Raw genomic sequence first — 15,508 nt, 5'->3', positions numbered from 1 at the left:
AGGCGCAACAGCGCGTGCCCGATAAGGTGAAGGCTTGGGCCGATCTTTGTCCAATCGGACAACCGCATTGCCCTCACCGAGGCCGGTTCGGGCACCGTCTGAAGCAGCCCAGGGCTGTTACCGGTCACGCCATGCACGTTAACCGACGGCTTCCATCTCCCCGGCCGACTCAGGGCTCAAGCCCGGGCAAGTCTCGAAGGTCGCGCCCCGGAGACCAGCCAAGGTCCCCGGGGGCGAACCGTGCCGTCCTAGACGGGCGTATCCATAAAGAAGATCAGGATCAGGGCCATGACGGCCGCAGCGTCACGATCCGGTGAGCCCTTGGCCGGGAGGTAGGCGGTCTTGCTGAGCCCAACCAGGTCAACAGCAGCGATCTGCTCTTCGCCCCGCCGGATCACATAGCTCGTGGCACCGCCCGTCAGGCCGGACGGCAGGGGCGCGACGGCCTTGGTCTCGGCCCGCAGGGTCATGGCCCCGAACTGAAGTTCGGCGGCGCGCTGGCGCGGTTGCAGGCGGGCCAGCAGCCCACCCTTGGACTGAACCAGGCTGAAGGTGGCGCCGGTGCCGGCACCGGGCCCTTCGAAGGTGCAGACATAGGCCAGCTTGTCGCGATCGAAGGTGACCCAGCCCTCCCCGATCCGGCTTGCGCCGCCTTTGCAGCGGATGGTCAGGTCGCCGAAACTGGCGGCCTTCACATTGATCTCGGCCGTGGACTTGGCGCTGGAATAGACGCCCAGGGCACTGGTGGAGCTGCCGCGGACCTTGCTGAGGCCGGTATATTCGCCAAAGACAAAGCCTGGCTGAAACAGGCCCTTGCCCTTGGTCGGCTCCAGCTTGACCTTCTCGGTGCGGGCAGCGATCGGGTCTGCGGCCTGGGCCGGGAGCGAGCCGGCCAGCAGGCCGGCAAACAGAACGGCGCTGAACAGCGCGGAAATCTTAGACATGGTCGCCCTCTTGAAACGCGGCGCGTTCCTGTACCGAAGCCGTACAGAGGGCAAGGGCCTGCAACTGGATGGAGACTACTCTACCCAGTCCTGCTTGAGGCGGCGTGAGGCCAGGATCAGCAGGCCGGCACTGACCACATAGAAGCCCAGCCCGAAATAGAGGGCATAGCGCATCGATTCCGCCCCATAGCGCGGGGCCAGCAGGTCAGAGACGTAGCCGAAGAACCACAGGCCGACGGCCAGGCCCAGCAGGTTGTTGATCAGCAGGAACAGGGCCGAGGTCGTAGTCCGCATGGCGGCCGGGGCCAGGTGCTGCACGGCCGCGACCACCGGACCCAGCCAGGCCAGGTTCAGACCCGTGGGGATCAGGAACAGCAGGAAGGCCCAGACCATCGAATTGACGTTCATGGCCAGCAGGAAGCACGGCAGGGCCACCAGGAAGCAGATGGCCGGGGCCAGGGCATAGGCGGCCTTGTTCTTGGCCCCGAAGCGGTCGGCCAGCACGCCGCCCAGCCAGATGCCCGCCACCCCGCCGATCAGGGACAGGGCGCTGTAGAACATCGCCCGCTCGGGCAGGCTGAGGCCGAAGCTGCGCTGGAAGAAGGTCGGCAGCCAGAAGGCCACGCCATAGCCGCAGATCGACGAGCAGGCCGCCCCGAACGACAGCAGCCAGAAGCTGGGCTTGGGCAGGATCGTGGCCAGGACCTTGCTGAAGGCCGGAGCCTTGGGCGCCTCGAGCGGAGCCACCTCGCCCGGCTCGCGATCCATGCCGCCCCGAGGCGGATCCTTGACCACCCACTTGAAGATCGGGGCCAGCAGCACGCCGGCCAGGCCCACGGCGATGAAGGCAAAGCGCCAGTCGACATAGGCGGCGATCAGCCCGCCGAACAGCACGCCCAGGGCCGTACCCAGCGGGATGCCGAACGAATAGACCGCCAGGGCCCGAGCTCTCTGCTCCTTGGGGAAATAGTCGGCGATCAGGGAATAGGCCGGCGCCACGCCACCGGCCTCACCGACCCCCACGCCCATGCGCGACAGGAACAGGCTCCAGAAACCGCCCGCAAAGCCGCACGCCACCGTGAAACCGCTCCAGACGGTCAGGGCGATGGTCATGATCCATGTGCGGCTGACCCGGTCGGCCAGCCAGGCCAGAGGCACGCCCAGAGTGGTGTAGAGCGCCGCAAAGGCGACCCCGCCCATCAGGCCGAGCTGGGTGTCGGTGAGATGCAGTTCGGCCTTGATCGACCCGGCCAGGATGCCGAGGATCTGCCGATCCAGGAAATTGAAGGTGTAGGCGAGGATCAGCATCGCCAGCACGACATAACGGTAACGCGAACCGGTCGCCGAAGGCTCGATCGGGCTCTGGCTCATGGTCGCTCCGCTGGAATTCTACACTGCAGACAAAGAAATGGCGGCGGCCCTTTGCAGCGGGCCGCCGCCAGTCATGACCTAGATCAGAAAGCGACTTCGAGGCTGGCCGAAACCGTGCGCGGCGGGCCGTAGAAGCCGATGACCGAGTTGTTGTAGGTCGGCACACCGAAGTTGTAGCCACCGGTGCGGTAGCGCTCGTCGGTCAGGTTCTTGCCGGTCAGGGCCAGCTTGTAGTGACCGCCCGGGGCCGTCCAGATCGCCGTCAGGTCGACCAGGGTGAAGGCCTTCTGGTCGAGCAGGGGCAGCGGCAGTTCGAACTGCTGGTAGCTGTCGCGATAGCTGACCATCGGGGTGACGGCCAGGAGGCCGCCCGCCACATTGGCGGTCCAGGTCAGGCTGACATTGCCCGTCCATTCCGGCGTGTTCTGCAGACCATAGAGGTCGGCCACATTGATCACCTGACCGCCGGCCGGCACCGTCGTCGACGGATTCAGCGGGTTGGGCGCACCACCCGGAACGAACCGGCTGAAGGTGTCGTACTTGGCATGGATGTAGCCGACGGCGACATTGGCCGAGAGGTTGGCGCTGAGCTTGGCCTTGGCCTCGAACTCGGCACCATACATCGTGGCCGCACCGGCATTGTCGATCGAGCTGGCGATGCCGCTGGGCACCACCACCTGGGTCGAGACCTGCTGGTCCTTGTACTTGGACAGGAAGATCGCCGAGGCGAACGAGACACGGCGGTCCAGGGCATAGCCCTTGAGGCCGGCTTCATAGGCGTCGACCACTTCGGGCTTGTAGCCATTGACGGTCTGCGGGGTGATCAGGGCGTCGCCGCGCATGTCCCAGCCGCCCGACTTGAAGCCCTTGGAATAGGACACATAGGTGCTCAGGTCGTCGCTCAGCTCATACGAAGCGCTGAGGCGCGGCGTGAACTGGTTGAACGAACCGTCGGTGCTGTAGTTGGTGCGGGTCTGCAGGATCGGACGCGGGGTGCCGCCCTGATAGGGGGTGCGGGTCGCGCCGAGATAGAAGAAGCGATAGCTGTTGCTGCGCTTGTGATCGCGGGTGGCGCGGGCACCCATCGAAACCTTCAGGCGCTCCGACAGATTGGCGCTGAAGTCGAAGAAGGCCGCGAAGCTCTGGGTGCTGACCTTGCCGCCATTGGCGATGGCCAGGCCCAGATTGCCGGCGATGGTGTCGAACTCGCCCGAGGCCTGGCTGTTCATGTAGTAGAGGCCAAACACGCCCTGGACGTTCTCGTCCGAATAGACGGCCTGCAGTTCCTGCGAGAACGAACGGTCGTCATAGGTGGCCGGAATGTCGAGGGTCGGCAGCGGGGTACCGTCAAAGTCGATGACGGTGGTGGTGTGACCCTTGCGGCTGGCGGTGATCGACTTCAGCGTCAGGTTTTCCGACGCGTCCCACTGGCCGGTCAGCGACACGCCTTCGGTCTCGACCGAGTTGTCGTCGCCGAGGCCGGCCTGGGTGTCATAGATGTCGAGCACCTTGTAGCCGCCGACCAGGGCCGGCAGCTCGCGGTGACCGTGACGCGGGTTGGAGTCGTCCTGCACCTTGTCATAGGCCAGGCGGAAGAACAGGTCTTCGTTCGGCGCATATTCGGCGCTGAGGCGGATGGCCTGGACGTCCTTGTTATAGTGCTCGGCACCGGTGGTCAGGTTCTTGCCGTAGCCGTCGCGCTTGTAGACCGCATAGGCGCCGCCGACCGACAGGCCGCCGCCGACCGGGGTCTGGCCCGAAAGCAGCAGGTCGGTCTGGTTGTAGCTGCCATAGGTGCCCTTGATCTTGCCATGGGCTTCATCGCCGAGGCGCTTGGTCACGTACTTGATCGCGCCGCCGATCGTGTTGCGGCCGTACAGGGTGCCTTGCGGACCGCGCAGCACTTCGATGCGCTCCACGTCGAACACGTCGAGCACCGCACCCTGCGGGCGGTAGACATAGACGTCGTCGACATAGAGGCCCACGCCGGGCTCATAGCCCCACAGCGGGTCCTGCTGGCCGATGCCGCGGATGTAGGAGATCAGGGTCGAGTTCGAACCGCGGGCGGTCTGAACGGTGATGTTCGGGGTGGTCTGCTGCAGGATGGTGATGTCAGCGCCGCCCTGGCGGGCCAGGGTCTCGCCGCTAAAGGCCGAGACGGCGACCGGAACGTCCTTGAGGTTTTCCTCGCGGCGACGGGCGGTGACGACCACCTCATCCACCGACAGGGTCGCGCTGGGGGCCGGAGCCTCCTGGGCCGAAACGGCAACAGCGGCCGCGCCCCATGCCGCGCCAGCCAGCAGCGCAGCCTTCCACATCGAAGTCATTGGGTTTCCCCTCCCTTGTACGTTCCGCCCACCCGAACCGGATCCTTGTGGCGGACACGTGCTCGGAGCTCGCATGTTCATCGAACCGCGAATAATCGCACTCTCACCCAGAGAACGCTGGGACGCCAGTCTTTTTTCATCAGGTGATGAAATGGTGTCAGGGTGTGGCTTTACAGCCCCGGAGACCGGGGCTCGACCTTGGGCTCAAGCCTTGGCGGCGCGGCCGATGACGGTCTCGAAGCCGGCCGCGCAATAGGCGAACAGCCGACGGCGTACCGACTCCAGGTCATGCGAGTGGCACTCGCCCTCCGACAGCGAGTCGATCCGTCCGGTCTCGGACAGGGCCAGCATCATCGAGCCGGTCAGGAACTGGTAGCACCAGTAGAGGTCGCGATACTCAGCGTCCGGGCGGGCGGCCTTCAGGGTCTCGACCAGGCGATGGACCACCGGATCAAAGAACCGGGTCATGGTCTCCCCGCCCCAGACCGGGGTATTGTTCACCTGGGCGACAAGGACGAAATAGTTCTTCCAGCCCTTGCCGCCCTCCTGGGAGATGCGCAGCAGGGGGTCGATGAAGGCCTCGATCACCCCCTCGACGGTCATCGCCCCGGCATGGGACTTCACATAGAGATCCATCGAGGCCAGCCGCGCCTGGTTGAGGATCTCGGCCCGGCGCAGGAACACGGCGTCGAACAGCTCGCGCTTGGCCCCGAAATAATAGTGGATCAGGGCCGTATCGACCCCGGCCTCGGCCGCCACCTGGCGGGTGGTCACACCGTAGAAGCCGTGGCGCGCAAACAGGCCCTCGGCCGCGTCGAGAATGGTTTCCTTCAGGTCCAGGCCCTTGGCCTTGGACGGTCTGCCACGCCCGCCTGGACGGGCGCGGGGCTTGGCTGCGGTCATTCGACTCTCTGGGCCTGCCGTGATTGCGCAGTACCCGGATGGCGCATCTGGACAAGCGTGGCAAGGCGGAAGGCCCGGAAGGGGCGTGCTTCCCGGCCCACGCCGCAGGCCCCCTCCTGACCGCTTCGCGGTCGTCCTCCCCCTTTCAGGGGGAAGATGAGATCGCCGTCCTTCATCTTCCCCCTCCGGGGGAAGACGGTCGCGCAGCGACCCGTAGGGGGCAAGGATGGGGATAAGCTGCGCCTAATCCCCGAACGATCTCTGCGAGACTGCAGTGAAATCAACACTCTGAAAACAGTTTGAGCGCGCCCGTCCGACGCGCTGAAACCTCCCGTATTCTTGACCCACCTCGTCGCGAGGAAAGGGCGCAGGGCCAGCGACCGTTGCGGCGGCGAGGGGTGATCGAGCGGGGCTGGGCTTCAGGGGGATACTGAAGCGCGTCCGGGGACCTGGTTGCTGGCCAGACCCGCCCGCCGTCGGCGTGGTTGAAGGCAAAAGGGCGTGTCTGGCTGAAAGCCCGTCCTCTTCGACCGCTGGAGCGCGCTGGAAACGGCGCGATCCGGGTCCCGGTAAGGCCTCAACAGGGCCACCTGGCGGGAGGCTGGCGGATAACGGTGACGCGGAGCGGACGGCTTCGTCGAAACGGTAATCTCTATCTCTCATCCGGACGTCGTCCGGACGCTCCGCAGCCCTTCCCATCCCTTCAGCGGCAAGCCGCGTGAAGCCGGAAAGCCGCGCCGTTCAGCCGAGGAAGACGTGCCACATCAGCCGGCCGGGCAAGAAGGTGAACAGGCCGGCGATCAGCAGGCCACCGACGAACATCCCGGTCATGGCCCGGGCATGCTGGCGAACCTTGCGGCGCTTGATGGCGAAGATGGCCATGGGCAGGGCGATCAGGGTCCAGCCGCTGAGCAGGTGGATGAGGCTGAAATGGCCGGGATTGATCGTTCGGATGAACAGCGAACTGACCGCCGTCAGGGTCATGGCCAGGACCCAGGTCCAGCCCAGCGCCTTGTGCAGGCCCGTGCCCTTGACCCCCGCCAGCAGCACCGCGCCGATCACGAAGGCGGTGACGGCCCCGGCGACGTGCAGCTGGATCACCAGGGGTGCGGCGGCAAGCAGGCCGAGGTCCGGCGCATGCGGCCGGAATCCCAGGCCCTGCAGGACACGAAGCGGTGCCGCAAGCACACCCGGGCTGGCCGCCAGGATCGCCAGGGTGGCGGCCCCGAGGGCCAGAACGCCAAAACGACCGCTCAGGGTGGGACGCTGCATTGACTTGTCTTGATCGGCCATCTTCATCTCCTCGGGCGACGGCGCTGTGTGGTCCGTCGGCGTCCCTTCCCTGGAGCCCTGCCCCACGTGCCTCAACCGTCGTTGCGTCAGTCACCGCCCGGCCTTCGTGAGTGGCTGGCAAACGCCATTCACGCTTCGCGAACGGCGCTGACGACCGCAGAGGCCAAGCGTGGTTTCGGGGTCTCAGCCTGCGCCGGCCTGTTCCTGGCCCTGATCGGTCCGTTCGGCTCCGACCAGGCCCCGATGCTTGTTCGGCTGCCCTACTGGATCGGCCTGTGCGTCGCGGGGGCCGTCGTCGGCACCGGCGTCAGCCACCTGGTCGACCGGGACGGACGGGCGGAGTCACGACCGGTCCTCTATGGCAGCCTGGTCGCGATCGGCATCACCCTGCCCTTTACAGGCGTGGTCTGGCTGGTAACCGAACTGGCCTTTCATGCGGGCACGCCGCGCCTTCCCGCCCTGCCGATCTATCTGGGGCCGGTGTTCACGATCACCGCCGCCATGACCGCCCTGAACTTCCTGGTCCAGCGCAAACCGCCCGAGACCCATGCCGGCCCGGCCGGCGCGCCCGCCCCCCGGTTCCTGGAGCGCCTGCCGCCCCGCCTGCGGGGGGCCCAGCTGTTCGCGGTGGCGGCCGAAGACCACTATCTGAGGCTCTACACCTCACTGGGGGAGGATCTGATCCTGCTGCGCCTGTCCGACGCTGTGGCGGAACTGGAGGGTATCGAGGGGGCCCAGACCCATCGTTCCTGGTGGGTGGCCAAGGCCGCCGTGCAGGAGGCCCGCCGCACCGATGGCCGAGCGATCCTGACCCTGCCCGGCGGCGTCGAGGCCCCGGTCAGTCGCGCCTATGCCCGGGCGCTGCGAGAGGCCGGCTGGTTCTAGAGCGTTTTCCGATAAGTGTGAAACGGTTATCGGATCGAAAAACGCTCTAAACTTTTGATTTAGAGCCCTTTTCGCCCGACCCTGATGAAGCCATCAGGTCGGAAAGGGCTCTAGGCCCGCCGCGCGCGCCATTCGTCCCGGCTCTGGCCCCAGATATCGATGACGTGATCCTGATAGGGAGCCGGCAGCTGCCCGCGGCCCCGATTGTACGACCCGATACTCTGGGCCACCTTCTGCGAGGGCGTATTGGTCGGGTCGATGCAGTGGATGACCTCGTCCCAGCCGAGATGGTCGAACACCCAGTCGATGGTGGCGATAGCGGCCTCGACCGCATAGCCCTTGCCCCAGGCTGCCGGGGCCAGGCCCCAGCCGACCTCTGTGCCCGGCCAGTCCTCGGGCTGCCAGGGCCCGATCCGGCCCAGCCACTGGCCGCTCGCCTTGTCGAGCACCGAGAACATGCCGAAGCCCAGCAGGGTCCAGGATCCGGCCATCGAGGCCATGCCGCGCCAGGCCGAGGACCTGGGCTGCTGTCCGCCGATGTAGCGCGCCGCCTCGGCGTCGGCCATCATCGCGGCCCAGCCGTCGATATCCTCGGTCGCGGTGGGGCGCAGGATCAGCCGCGCGGTTTCGAGCGTCGGGCCGGGGGCGACAGGCATCCGAGTATCTCCAGGCTAGACGACGCAGGCCGCGAGGCCGTCGCGACGGACGGTGCCGGACGCCGCGCCGATCTTGCGGGTCCGCTTCTTCACATACTTGCCTGCCCCCACCACCTTCCACTTCAGCGGGCTGGGCAGGATGGCGGCCAGGCGGGCGGCCTGGGCATTGGTCAGCTTGTCGGCCCCGACCCCGAAATAGCGGCGGGCGGCGGCTTCGGCCCCATAGATGCCGGGGCCGTACTCGATGGAGTTCAGATAGACCTCCATGATCCGCTTCTTGCCCCAGAAGGTCTCGATCAGGACGGTGAACCAGGCCTCCAGCCCCTTGCGCACATAGGACCGGCCCGGCCACAGGAAGACGTTCTTGGCGGTCTGCTGGCTGATGGTCGAGCCGCCGCGGATCTTCTTGCCCTTGCCGTTGTTCTCATAAGCCTTCTGCAGGGCCTCGAAATCAAAGCCGCGATGGTCGCAGAACTTGGCGTCCTCGGCGGCGATCAGGGCGCGCGGGAGGGCCGGCGAGACGGTCTTGATCGATCGCCAGCGATGGTCGAGCCCCTTGCCTTCGACGGCCCGGATGACCATCAGCGGCGTGACCGGCGGCGGTACGAAACGGAAGACGATCACCGCGACAACGGGCCCGGCGACCATCACGATGAACAGCGCCAGAAAAATATTCCGCAACAGCTTCACCGATCGCTCCCAAACCTACTTGTCTTGACGCTGCGGCCGGATGCTAGCGATTGAGGACGTCCCTGTCGCGGGGGCATGATCGACCTTGCTCAGGGAGCTTTGGCATGGATGTCCTCGACGCCGTCAACCGCCGTATGTCCGTGCGGGCCTTCAAGTCCGACCCGGTGGACGCCACCGTCCTGCGTGAATTGCTGGAAGCCGCCGCCCGTGCGCCCTCCGGCGGCAACCTGCAGCCCTGGCGGGTTCAGGCGATCACCGGCGCGCCGCGCGCCGCCCTGCTGGAGACCATGCTGCAGCGTGTGGCCTCGCCCGATACCCCCGAATATGACGTCTATCCGGCCAATCTGTGGGAGCCGCTGCGCAGCCGCCGCTTCCAGGTCGGCGAAGACCTTTATGGCGCGCTGCAGATCCCGCGCGAAGACAAGCTGGCCCGCCTGCAATGGTTCGCCAGCAACGGCCAGGGCTTCGGCGCGCCGGTACTGCTGTTCTTCTCGGTCGACCGCCGCTGTGGCCCGCCGCAATGGAGCGATCTGGGCATGTACATGCAGACCCTGATGCTGCTGGCCGTCGAGCGGGGCCTCGACACCTGCGCCCAGGAGTTCTGGTCGCACTATCATCAGGTGGTCGACCAGCATGTCGGCCTCCCCGAGGGCCACATGCTGTTTTCCGGCATGGCCCTGGGCTATCGCGACGAAGCCGCCCCGGTGAACAACTGGCGCTCGCGCCGGGATGAGTTCGAGGTCTGGGGTGAACTGAAGGGGTTCTAGAGGGGGCGTCCTCGTCCTTCGACAAGCTCAGGATGAGGACAACAGTGCAGGCCGCCGCCCACAATGACCTTAGTGTCGGCGGTAAAAACGCCTCATCCTGAGCTTGTCGAAGGACGAGGCGTTCGGCATCGCGCCAAGGCCGGCAAGGCATCCCAGTCCCCCCGGATGACCGCCTCTTTCTTTGCGCGGCTCCACCCCTTGAGCTGACGTTCGAAGGCTATGGCGTCCGTAATGAACTGAAAGTCGCCGGCCCAGACCAATTCGACGGGCCTGCGTCGAAAGGTGTAGGCGGCCGGATCAAGGCCTTGGTTGTGACTGCTGGCCCGTGCCGCCGGATCAGGACCTCGATGGGACCCGACATAGTACGAACCGTCCGCGCAACGGAGAATATAAACCCAAGCCGACTGCACATCGTACATGGCGAGCATTCCTGGTTCTCGCCTGCATAATGCGTGTTAAAATTGCGCCTTGGCAGTCACTAAATCGACAGCTCGGCTAGATTATCCGAGGCCCGCTGAGGTCGGGGATCGCGATCACCCCGGCCTCGCCGTCCTCGTCGCCCCAGGCCAGACGCTGGCCATCCGGAGACACGCACAGGGCACTGATCGGCGAGCCCTTCTCGGCCTTCAGCGTCTCGATTCGGCCGGTACGCATGTGCGCCGCCCAGATCTTGCCGTTGTCCTGACCGGCCAGGGCGACCGGCAGGGCCTCGACGCCCGCCACGCGAACCACCATCGAATCGCGGGCGAAGCCGATCTCGGCGGCTTCCTTGCCCATCGGACCGCTGGCCCCAGCGAAGGGCCAGACCACTGCGCCATTGGCACCGGCGGTGACCAGCAGATTGCCCTTGTCGAAGAAGGCCAGGCTTTTGATCTTGGCCGGATAGCCCCCCATTCGCATGTCCTTGCCGTCCGACAGACGCCAGCCATGCAGCTGGTTCTCCTGCATCGACGAGACCAGGAACTTGCCGTCCGGGCTGAAGGCGACGGCGATGTGGCTACCGGCCCATTTCAAGATCTGCGGCTTCTGCTCGGCGATCTTCGCCCACCACAGCTGGGTGCCGCCATAGGCCGCCGTGGCCAGGCGCCGGCCCTTGGGGTCGAAGGCCAAGCCCGAAACGGTCTTGTCGTGGACAAAGACCCGCGAAAAGGCCGGATCGGCGATGTCACGCACATGGGCTTCGCGCCCGGCCGTGAAAGCGATCAGGCCCGAGGCGGGGCTGGCGGCGAGATGCTCGACCCACTTGCCCTTCACCTCGGCCAGGACCGTGGCGACGACCTCGCCGGCCTCGATTCGGCTCCAGACCACCCGGCCGTCGTCGCCGCCCGTGACCAGGCCCATACCCGAGGGATGCACGATGGCGCTCAGAATCGCGCCCCCCATGGGACCGCCATGGGCCTCCACCGTCACATAGCCGCCATCGGTTTCCAGGCGCACCGTGCCGTCGCCGAGGGCAAAGGCGGCGCGGCCGGACTTGTCGAAAAGCGCGGCGGTGACATAGGCATCAAACGAGAAGATCATGCCCGCGCCATACCCCGACGGGGCCCTGGCGCCTAGCCGGATGGCGCCTGGCGCGCACCGCTGCCCTGACGGATGCGAACAGCGTTCGACCAGAAAGACTCAAAAAGGGGCTTGCCAGTGCGACGCCACGTCGGGCTTTACTTCCGCGTCCGTCTGCGCCAGACGTGACGACCTAACAATTGCGGGACCGCGAGTGACGCGGCCCTTGGGAGACAGTCAGGCTATGGCGGCTAAACTCTCTGGTGGTGGTGGCGGTCGCTACTCCCTGAATCAGAATTCCGAAATCAACGTCACGCCTTTCGTGGACATCCTGCTCGTTCTGCTGATCATCTTCATGGTCGCCGTGCCGATGGCCACCGTGGCGATCAAGGTCGACCTGCCCCCGGCGACGATCCCGCCGCCGGACGCGCCGAAGCCGAAGGAGCCGGTGTTCATCTCGATCCAGAAGTCGGGTGCGCTGTTCATCGCGGACAAGCAGACCAGCCTGGACAATCTCGAGATTGATCTGGACGCCAAGTTCACCGCGACCGGCCAGGCCGGCCCGAAGGACGATCAGCGCGTCATGATCCGCGCCGACGCCGACGTGCTCTATGCCGACTTCATGGGCGTCCTGAACCAGCTGCAGACCGCTGGCTGGTACAAGGTCGGCCTGATCAACGAAGACATCCACTAAGGATCTTCGTCGCCAGACCTTCTGGCAGACCCGCTCTGAAGAGCCCCGGAAGCACCGCTTCCGGGGCTTTTTCTTTGTCTCCGCCTCGGCAGGACCATCTGAGTCCAGCCCTGAGGGCGGCACGACGTTTGAAACTCACCCTCCCGACAGGCCTTGGGCGTCCCGTTTCCGGACAGGAACGGCTCCCGGGCGCAGACCAGGGAGTGCTTCATGCTCATCGAACGGAACCCGGCCCCGGCCCCGGCCACCGCTCCAGGCGTTTCGATCGAAGGCGTTCGCATCAACCTCCCGACCCTGGACACCGCTGCCGACGAAGCCATCGTCCGGGCCCAACGGGGTGAAGGCTTCACCCTGTTCACCGTCAATCTCGACCATCTGGTCAAGCTGGCCTCCAACGACGCCTTCCGGGCGGTCTATCGCCGGGCCACCTACGTCACCGCCGACGGCTGGCCCGTGGTCTGGCTGGCCGGTCGCAAAAATGCCCGTCTCGAACGCGCCACTGGTGCCGACCTGGTCGAGCCCCTTTGCCGTGCCGCGGCCGATCGCGACCTGGGCGTCTATTTCATCGGGCCGGGCCCCAAGGCCCAGGCCGGTGCACTGGAGAAACTCACCGCGCGCTTCCAGGGCCTGAAGATCGCCGGTGCTGAAGCTCCGCAATTGCCTTCGGGGCCTGGTCCGGCCATGCTGGCGGCCATGGATCTCGACGCCATGGCCCAGCGCATCAACGCCTCGGACGCCCGCCTCTGCTTTGTCTCGCTGGGCGCGCCCAAGCAGGAGATCCTGGCCGACGCCCTAGCCGCCCGTTGCCCGAGCGTGGGTTTCATCTGCGTCGGTGCCGCCCTCGACTTCATCTCCGGCCAGGCGCACCGGGCTCCCCGCTGGATGCAGCGCGGCAAGCTGGAATGGTTCTGGCGTCTGGCCAATGACCCGCGCCGGCTGGCGGTGCGCTATGCCGAATGTGCCATGCTGTTTGCCGTCCTCGCCCTGGGCATGACGACCGCCCAAGGCGGCTCGCCGGTTACCGCCGCCGAACCCCGCGGCGTCCTGCGATGATCTCTCAGGCCGGACGACTGTCACGACGGTCGCTTCTGGCCTCGACCCTGGCCCTGGCCGCCTGTGGCCAGGGCGCTTCGGCCGACATCGCCCGTCCGGCGCGTGGCGGACCCATCCCGCGTCTGCGAGACCTCGCGCCGTTCCGGATCGGGACAGAAATCGTCTCCGACGAATTTGGCCGCCCCGGCTTTGACGCCGCAGCCAGCACCCAGTTCTCGCAGATCACGGCCGGCTTCGAGATGAAGATGGAGTACATCCTGCAGCAGGATGGCTCACTCCGCTTCGAAGGCGGCGATCGCATCGCCGAATTCTGCAAGGCCCATAACCAGGCCCTGCATGGCCACACCCTGATCTGGTACATCGACCGCCCGGCCACCTTCCAGAAACTGGTCGGCGACAAGCGGGCCTTTGACCGGGCCTATGGCAACTACATCCAGTCCGTCGCCGGTCGCTACCGGGGCCTGGCGCGCAGCTGGGATGTGGTCAATGAACCCGTGGCGGACGATGGCGTGTCCCTGCGGGAGTCGCTCTGGACCGAGGCCCTCGGCCAGGAAGGCCACTTCATCCGGGCCCATGAAGAAGCCCACGCCGCCGATCCCGACGCCCTGCTGTTCGTCAACGAGTACCATCTGGAGAGCAAGCCGCATAAGCGGCGGACCTTCCTGAAGCTGGTCGAGTCGATGCTGAAGCGCGGCGTGAAGATCGACGGCATCGGCACCCAGACCCACATCGATGTCGACCTGCCGCCGGGCAAGATCACCGAAGCCATGCGCGACCTGGCCAGCCTCGGCCTGCCGATCCACCTGTCGGAGATCGATGTCTCGTTCCAGACCGAAGGGGTCAGCCTCAAGTCGAAGGCCGAGAAGCAGGCCAGTCAGCTGCGCCTCTATCGTGAAGCGATGGAATCCTTCGTCGCCCTGCCGGAGCGGCAGCAGTTCGCCTTCACCATCTGGGGCGTGCGCGACGCCGACTCCTGGCTGCGCACGGCCACCTGGGTCAAGGACAAGACCGATCAGCCTCTGCTGTTCGACGACCTTGGCCAGCCCAAGGAAACCTTCTGGACCCTGGTCGACGTCCTGCGGGGCCGCTGATCCCGGTTTTTTAAGACAAGAGCCCTAGCCTCGTCCGCAGGTTATGCGGGGGGCTCGCCGATGAGCGGTCATCACAAGGACTATGTCGCCGGTCTGGACGGGCTGAGAGCGGCCTCTGTCAGCATGGTGATCCTGGGCCATGTCGGCCTCGGCGACCTGATCCCCGGCGGGATGGGCGTGACCATCTTCTTCTTCATCAGCGGCTTTCTGATCACCCGCCTGCTGTGGGCCGAGCGCGACGCCCATGGCGGGGTCGACCTGCTGCGCTTCTATGGTCGCCGGACGCTGCGCCTGCTGCCCGAAATGCTGGTGCTGCTGCTGGTCCTGACCTTCATTGTCGGACCCTTGCTGAACCAGCCGATGCAGCCCCTGCAGGCCCTGGCCGGCCTGACCTACTGGACCAATTACTACATCATCAGCGGCCTGGGCGACTGCAACAACTGCGCCGTGACGGGACACCTGTGGTCGCTGGCGGTCGAGGAGCACTTCTACCTCGTCATGCCCCTGGCCCTGCTGCTGTGCGGCTTCGTTCCGCGCCGGCTGGCCGTGCTGTTCCTGATCACGATCATCGGCGCGGCCGCCTGGCGGACCTATGCCTATACCGTCCTGCACGTGTCAGAGGTCTACACCTACAAGGCCACTGAAAGCCGGATCGACTCGATCGCCTGGGGCTGTCTGGCGGCGGTCATCGACCGCAGCTGGCCCAGGGTCATGGCTTTTGTCCGGCGTCAGGCCTGGATCGTGTTCAGTGCCGGTGCCGGTCTGATGCTGGCGTCCCTGGCCTATCGTGACCCGATCTTCCGCGAGACCCTGCGCTATTCCGTTCAGGGCCTCGCCCTGGTCGGAATCATCCTGCCACTGGTCGCGGCGCCGCAGCTGGGCGGTCTGGTCAAGCTGCTGGAAATCGCCCCGCTGCGCTGGATGGGTCGACGCTCCTACGCCGCCTATCTCTGGCACATGCTGGCCCTGACCCTGGGCGGCATGATCGTGGGGTTCAGCGGGGTGATCGAAACCGCGCCCCGCCTGACCCAGCTCCAGGCCCTGCCGTTCGTGGTGGCCCTGTCCTGGATTTTCGCCGAACTCAGCTACCGTTTCGTCTTCACCCCGGCCCAGAAGCTGAAGCCCTGGGTCACGCCGAAGCGAGCCGGAGACGAGAACGCCGCGCGTATCCCCCCGGACCGCGCGGCCGAAGCGCTCAGCTAGGGGTGCGAACCGCGTCGCTAGACCGGGAACCGAAGGCCATCGCCAGGCCATAGGCCACCGCGCAAAGCGGCAGCAAGAGCAGCCAAACCATCCCCCTGGCTACCAGACCCAGTCCTGCGGCCGTCCGACCG

At 66.2% G+C, this 15,508-nt stretch carries 15 protein-coding genes; 6 read left to right on the top strand and 9 right to left on the bottom strand.

Going from position 1 to position 15,508, the window contains the following annotated elements; genetic code table 11:
• Positions 1-248: 248 nt before the first annotated feature.
• The 5 genes from ACW17U_RS00635 to ACW17U_RS00615 all read right to left on the bottom strand — a co-directional run bounded on the left by ACW17U_RS00635 (position 249) and on the right by ACW17U_RS00615 (position 6,838).
• The gene (locus ACW17U_RS00635; protein WP_492054437.1) at positions 249-944 is read right to left on the bottom strand and encodes a hypothetical protein; all 696 of its coding nucleotides are present in this window, start codon (positions 942-944) and stop codon (positions 249-251) included.
• A 75-nt stretch (positions 945-1,019) separates the two neighbouring features.
• Complete coding sequence (locus ACW17U_RS00630) at positions 1,020-2,315, bottom strand: spinster family MFS transporter (RefSeq protein WP_492054436.1); 1,296 nt, start codon at positions 2,313-2,315, stop codon at positions 1,020-1,022.
• An 83-nt stretch (positions 2,316-2,398) separates the two neighbouring features.
• Positions 2,399-4,642 carry a TonB-dependent receptor gene (locus ACW17U_RS00625; RefSeq protein WP_492054435.1) on the bottom strand — a complete coding sequence of 748 codons (2,244 nt, stop codon included), beginning with the start codon at positions 4,640-4,642 and terminating at the stop codon, positions 2,399-2,401.
• Between the two features lie 204 nt (positions 4,643-4,846).
• Complete coding sequence (locus ACW17U_RS00620; RefSeq protein ID WP_084746090.1) at positions 4,847-5,545, bottom strand: TetR/AcrR family transcriptional regulator; 699 nt, start codon at positions 5,543-5,545, stop codon at positions 4,847-4,849.
• 741 nt (positions 5,546-6,286) lie between these two features.
• Positions 6,287-6,838: a DUF2306 domain-containing protein gene (locus ACW17U_RS00615; RefSeq protein WP_062151759.1), complete on the bottom strand. Its 552-nt coding sequence runs from the start codon at positions 6,836-6,838 to the stop codon at positions 6,287-6,289.
• Positions 6,839-6,904: 66 nt separating this feature from the next.
• Here ACW17U_RS00615 and ACW17U_RS00610 point away from each other — a divergent pair, with 66 nt between their 5' ends.
• Positions 6,905-7,723 carry a LytTR family DNA-binding domain-containing protein gene (locus tag ACW17U_RS00610; protein ID WP_492054434.1) on the top strand — a complete coding sequence of 273 codons (819 nt, stop codon included), beginning with the start codon at positions 6,905-6,907 and terminating at the stop codon, positions 7,721-7,723.
• A 110-nt stretch (positions 7,724-7,833) separates the two neighbouring features.
• On the opposite strand, the gene ACW17U_RS00605 is transcribed toward ACW17U_RS00610, so the two are convergent.
• Positions 7,834-8,379 (bottom strand): GNAT family N-acetyltransferase, encoded by a 546-nt coding sequence (locus tag ACW17U_RS00605; RefSeq protein WP_492054433.1) that lies wholly within the window; start codon positions 8,377-8,379, stop codon positions 7,834-7,836.
• A 15-nt stretch (positions 8,380-8,394) separates the two neighbouring features.
• A complete protein-coding gene (mtgA, locus tag ACW17U_RS00600; RefSeq protein ID WP_492055768.1) occupies positions 8,395-9,027 on the bottom strand; it encodes a monofunctional biosynthetic peptidoglycan transglycosylase in 633 nt (210 codons plus the stop codon).
• 146 nt (positions 9,028-9,173) lie between these two features.
• Here mtgA and ACW17U_RS00595 point away from each other — a divergent pair, with 146 nt between their 5' ends.
• Positions 9,174-9,836, top strand: coding sequence for a nitroreductase (locus ACW17U_RS00595; RefSeq protein ID WP_062149755.1), 663 nt, complete (start codon positions 9,174-9,176; stop codon positions 9,834-9,836).
• Positions 9,837-9,928: 92 nt separating this feature from the next.
• Here ACW17U_RS00595 and ACW17U_RS00590 read toward each other — a convergent pair whose 3' ends face one another.
• Positions 9,929-10,255, bottom strand: a complete 327-nt coding sequence (locus ACW17U_RS00590) for a GIY-YIG nuclease family protein (RefSeq protein WP_084746302.1) — start codon at positions 10,253-10,255, stop codon at positions 9,929-9,931.
• Between the two features lie 76 nt (positions 10,256-10,331).
• Complete coding sequence (locus ACW17U_RS00585; RefSeq protein WP_492054432.1) at positions 10,332-11,357, bottom strand: WD40 repeat domain-containing protein; 1,026 nt, start codon at positions 11,355-11,357, stop codon at positions 10,332-10,334.
• A gap of 223 nt (positions 11,358-11,580) precedes the next feature.
• Between ACW17U_RS00585 and ACW17U_RS00580 the strand changes: the two genes are divergently transcribed.
• The 4 genes from ACW17U_RS00580 to ACW17U_RS00565 all read left to right on the top strand — a co-directional run bounded on the left by ACW17U_RS00580 (position 11,581) and on the right by ACW17U_RS00565 (position 15,377).
• On the top strand, positions 11,581-12,030 hold the full coding sequence (locus ACW17U_RS00580) for a biopolymer transporter ExbD (protein ID WP_062149761.1): 450 nt from the start codon (positions 11,581-11,583) through the stop codon (positions 12,028-12,030).
• 210 nt (positions 12,031-12,240) lie between these two features.
• Positions 12,241-13,083, top strand: coding sequence for a WecB/TagA/CpsF family glycosyltransferase (locus ACW17U_RS00575; protein ID WP_492054431.1), 843 nt, complete (start codon positions 12,241-12,243; stop codon positions 13,081-13,083).
• On the top strand, positions 13,080-14,174 hold the full coding sequence (locus ACW17U_RS00570; RefSeq protein ID WP_492054430.1) for an endo-1,4-beta-xylanase: 1,095 nt from the start codon (positions 13,080-13,082) through the stop codon (positions 14,172-14,174). The genes ACW17U_RS00575 and ACW17U_RS00570 overlap by 4 nt, the downstream gene beginning before the upstream one ends.
• A 60-nt stretch (positions 14,175-14,234) precedes the next feature.
• Positions 14,235-15,377 carry an acyltransferase family protein gene (locus tag ACW17U_RS00565; RefSeq protein ID WP_492054429.1) on the top strand — a complete coding sequence of 381 codons (1,143 nt, stop codon included), beginning with the start codon at positions 14,235-14,237 and terminating at the stop codon, positions 15,375-15,377.
• Positions 15,378-15,508: the final 131 nt, after the last annotated feature.

Source organism: Caulobacter sp. AVps16, from assembly GCF_058681455.1.
Note: the sequence above shows the minus strand (reverse complement) of the source record. Positions and strands in the feature narration are given on the sequence as shown.

Coding starts and splice junctions, on each gene's coding strand:
- ACW17U_RS00635 (WP_492054437.1), bottom strand. CDS start 944: ATGTCTAAGATTTCCGCGCTGTTCAGCGCCGTTCTGTTTGCCGGCCTG.
- ACW17U_RS00630 (WP_492054436.1), bottom strand. CDS start 2,315: ATGAGCCAGAGCCCGATCGAGCCTTCGGCGACCGGTTCGCGTTACCGT.
- ACW17U_RS00625 (WP_492054435.1), bottom strand. CDS start 4,642: ATGACTTCGATGTGGAAGGCTGCGCTGCTGGCTGGCGCGGCATGGGGC.
- ACW17U_RS00620 (WP_084746090.1), bottom strand. CDS start 5,545: ATGACCGCAGCCAAGCCCCGCGCCCGTCCAGGCGGGCGTGGCAGACCG.
- ACW17U_RS00615 (WP_062151759.1), bottom strand. CDS start 6,838: ATGGCCGATCAAGACAAGTCAATGCAGCGTCCCACCCTGAGCGGTCGT.
- ACW17U_RS00605 (WP_492054433.1), bottom strand. CDS start 8,379: ATGCCTGTCGCCCCCGGCCCGACGCTCGAAACCGCGCGGCTGATCCTG.
- mtgA (WP_492055768.1), bottom strand. CDS start 9,027: ATGGTCGCCGGGCCCGTTGTCGCGGTGATCGTCTTCCGTTTCGTACCG.
- ACW17U_RS00595 (WP_062149755.1), top strand. CDS start 9,174: ATGGATGTCCTCGACGCCGTCAACCGCCGTATGTCCGTGCGGGCCTTC.
- ACW17U_RS00590 (WP_084746302.1), bottom strand. CDS start 10,255: ATGTACGATGTGCAGTCGGCTTGGGTTTATATTCTCCGTTGCGCGGAC.
- ACW17U_RS00585 (WP_492054432.1), bottom strand. CDS start 11,357: ATGATCTTCTCGTTTGATGCCTATGTCACCGCCGCGCTTTTCGACAAG.
- ACW17U_RS00580 (WP_062149761.1), top strand. CDS start 11,581: ATGGCGGCTAAACTCTCTGGTGGTGGTGGCGGTCGCTACTCCCTGAAT.
- ACW17U_RS00575 (WP_492054431.1), top strand. CDS start 12,241: ATGCTCATCGAACGGAACCCGGCCCCGGCCCCGGCCACCGCTCCAGGC.
- ACW17U_RS00570 (WP_492054430.1), top strand. CDS start 13,080: ATGATCTCTCAGGCCGGACGACTGTCACGACGGTCGCTTCTGGCCTCG.
- ACW17U_RS00565 (WP_492054429.1), top strand. CDS start 14,235: ATGAGCGGTCATCACAAGGACTATGTCGCCGGTCTGGACGGGCTGAGA.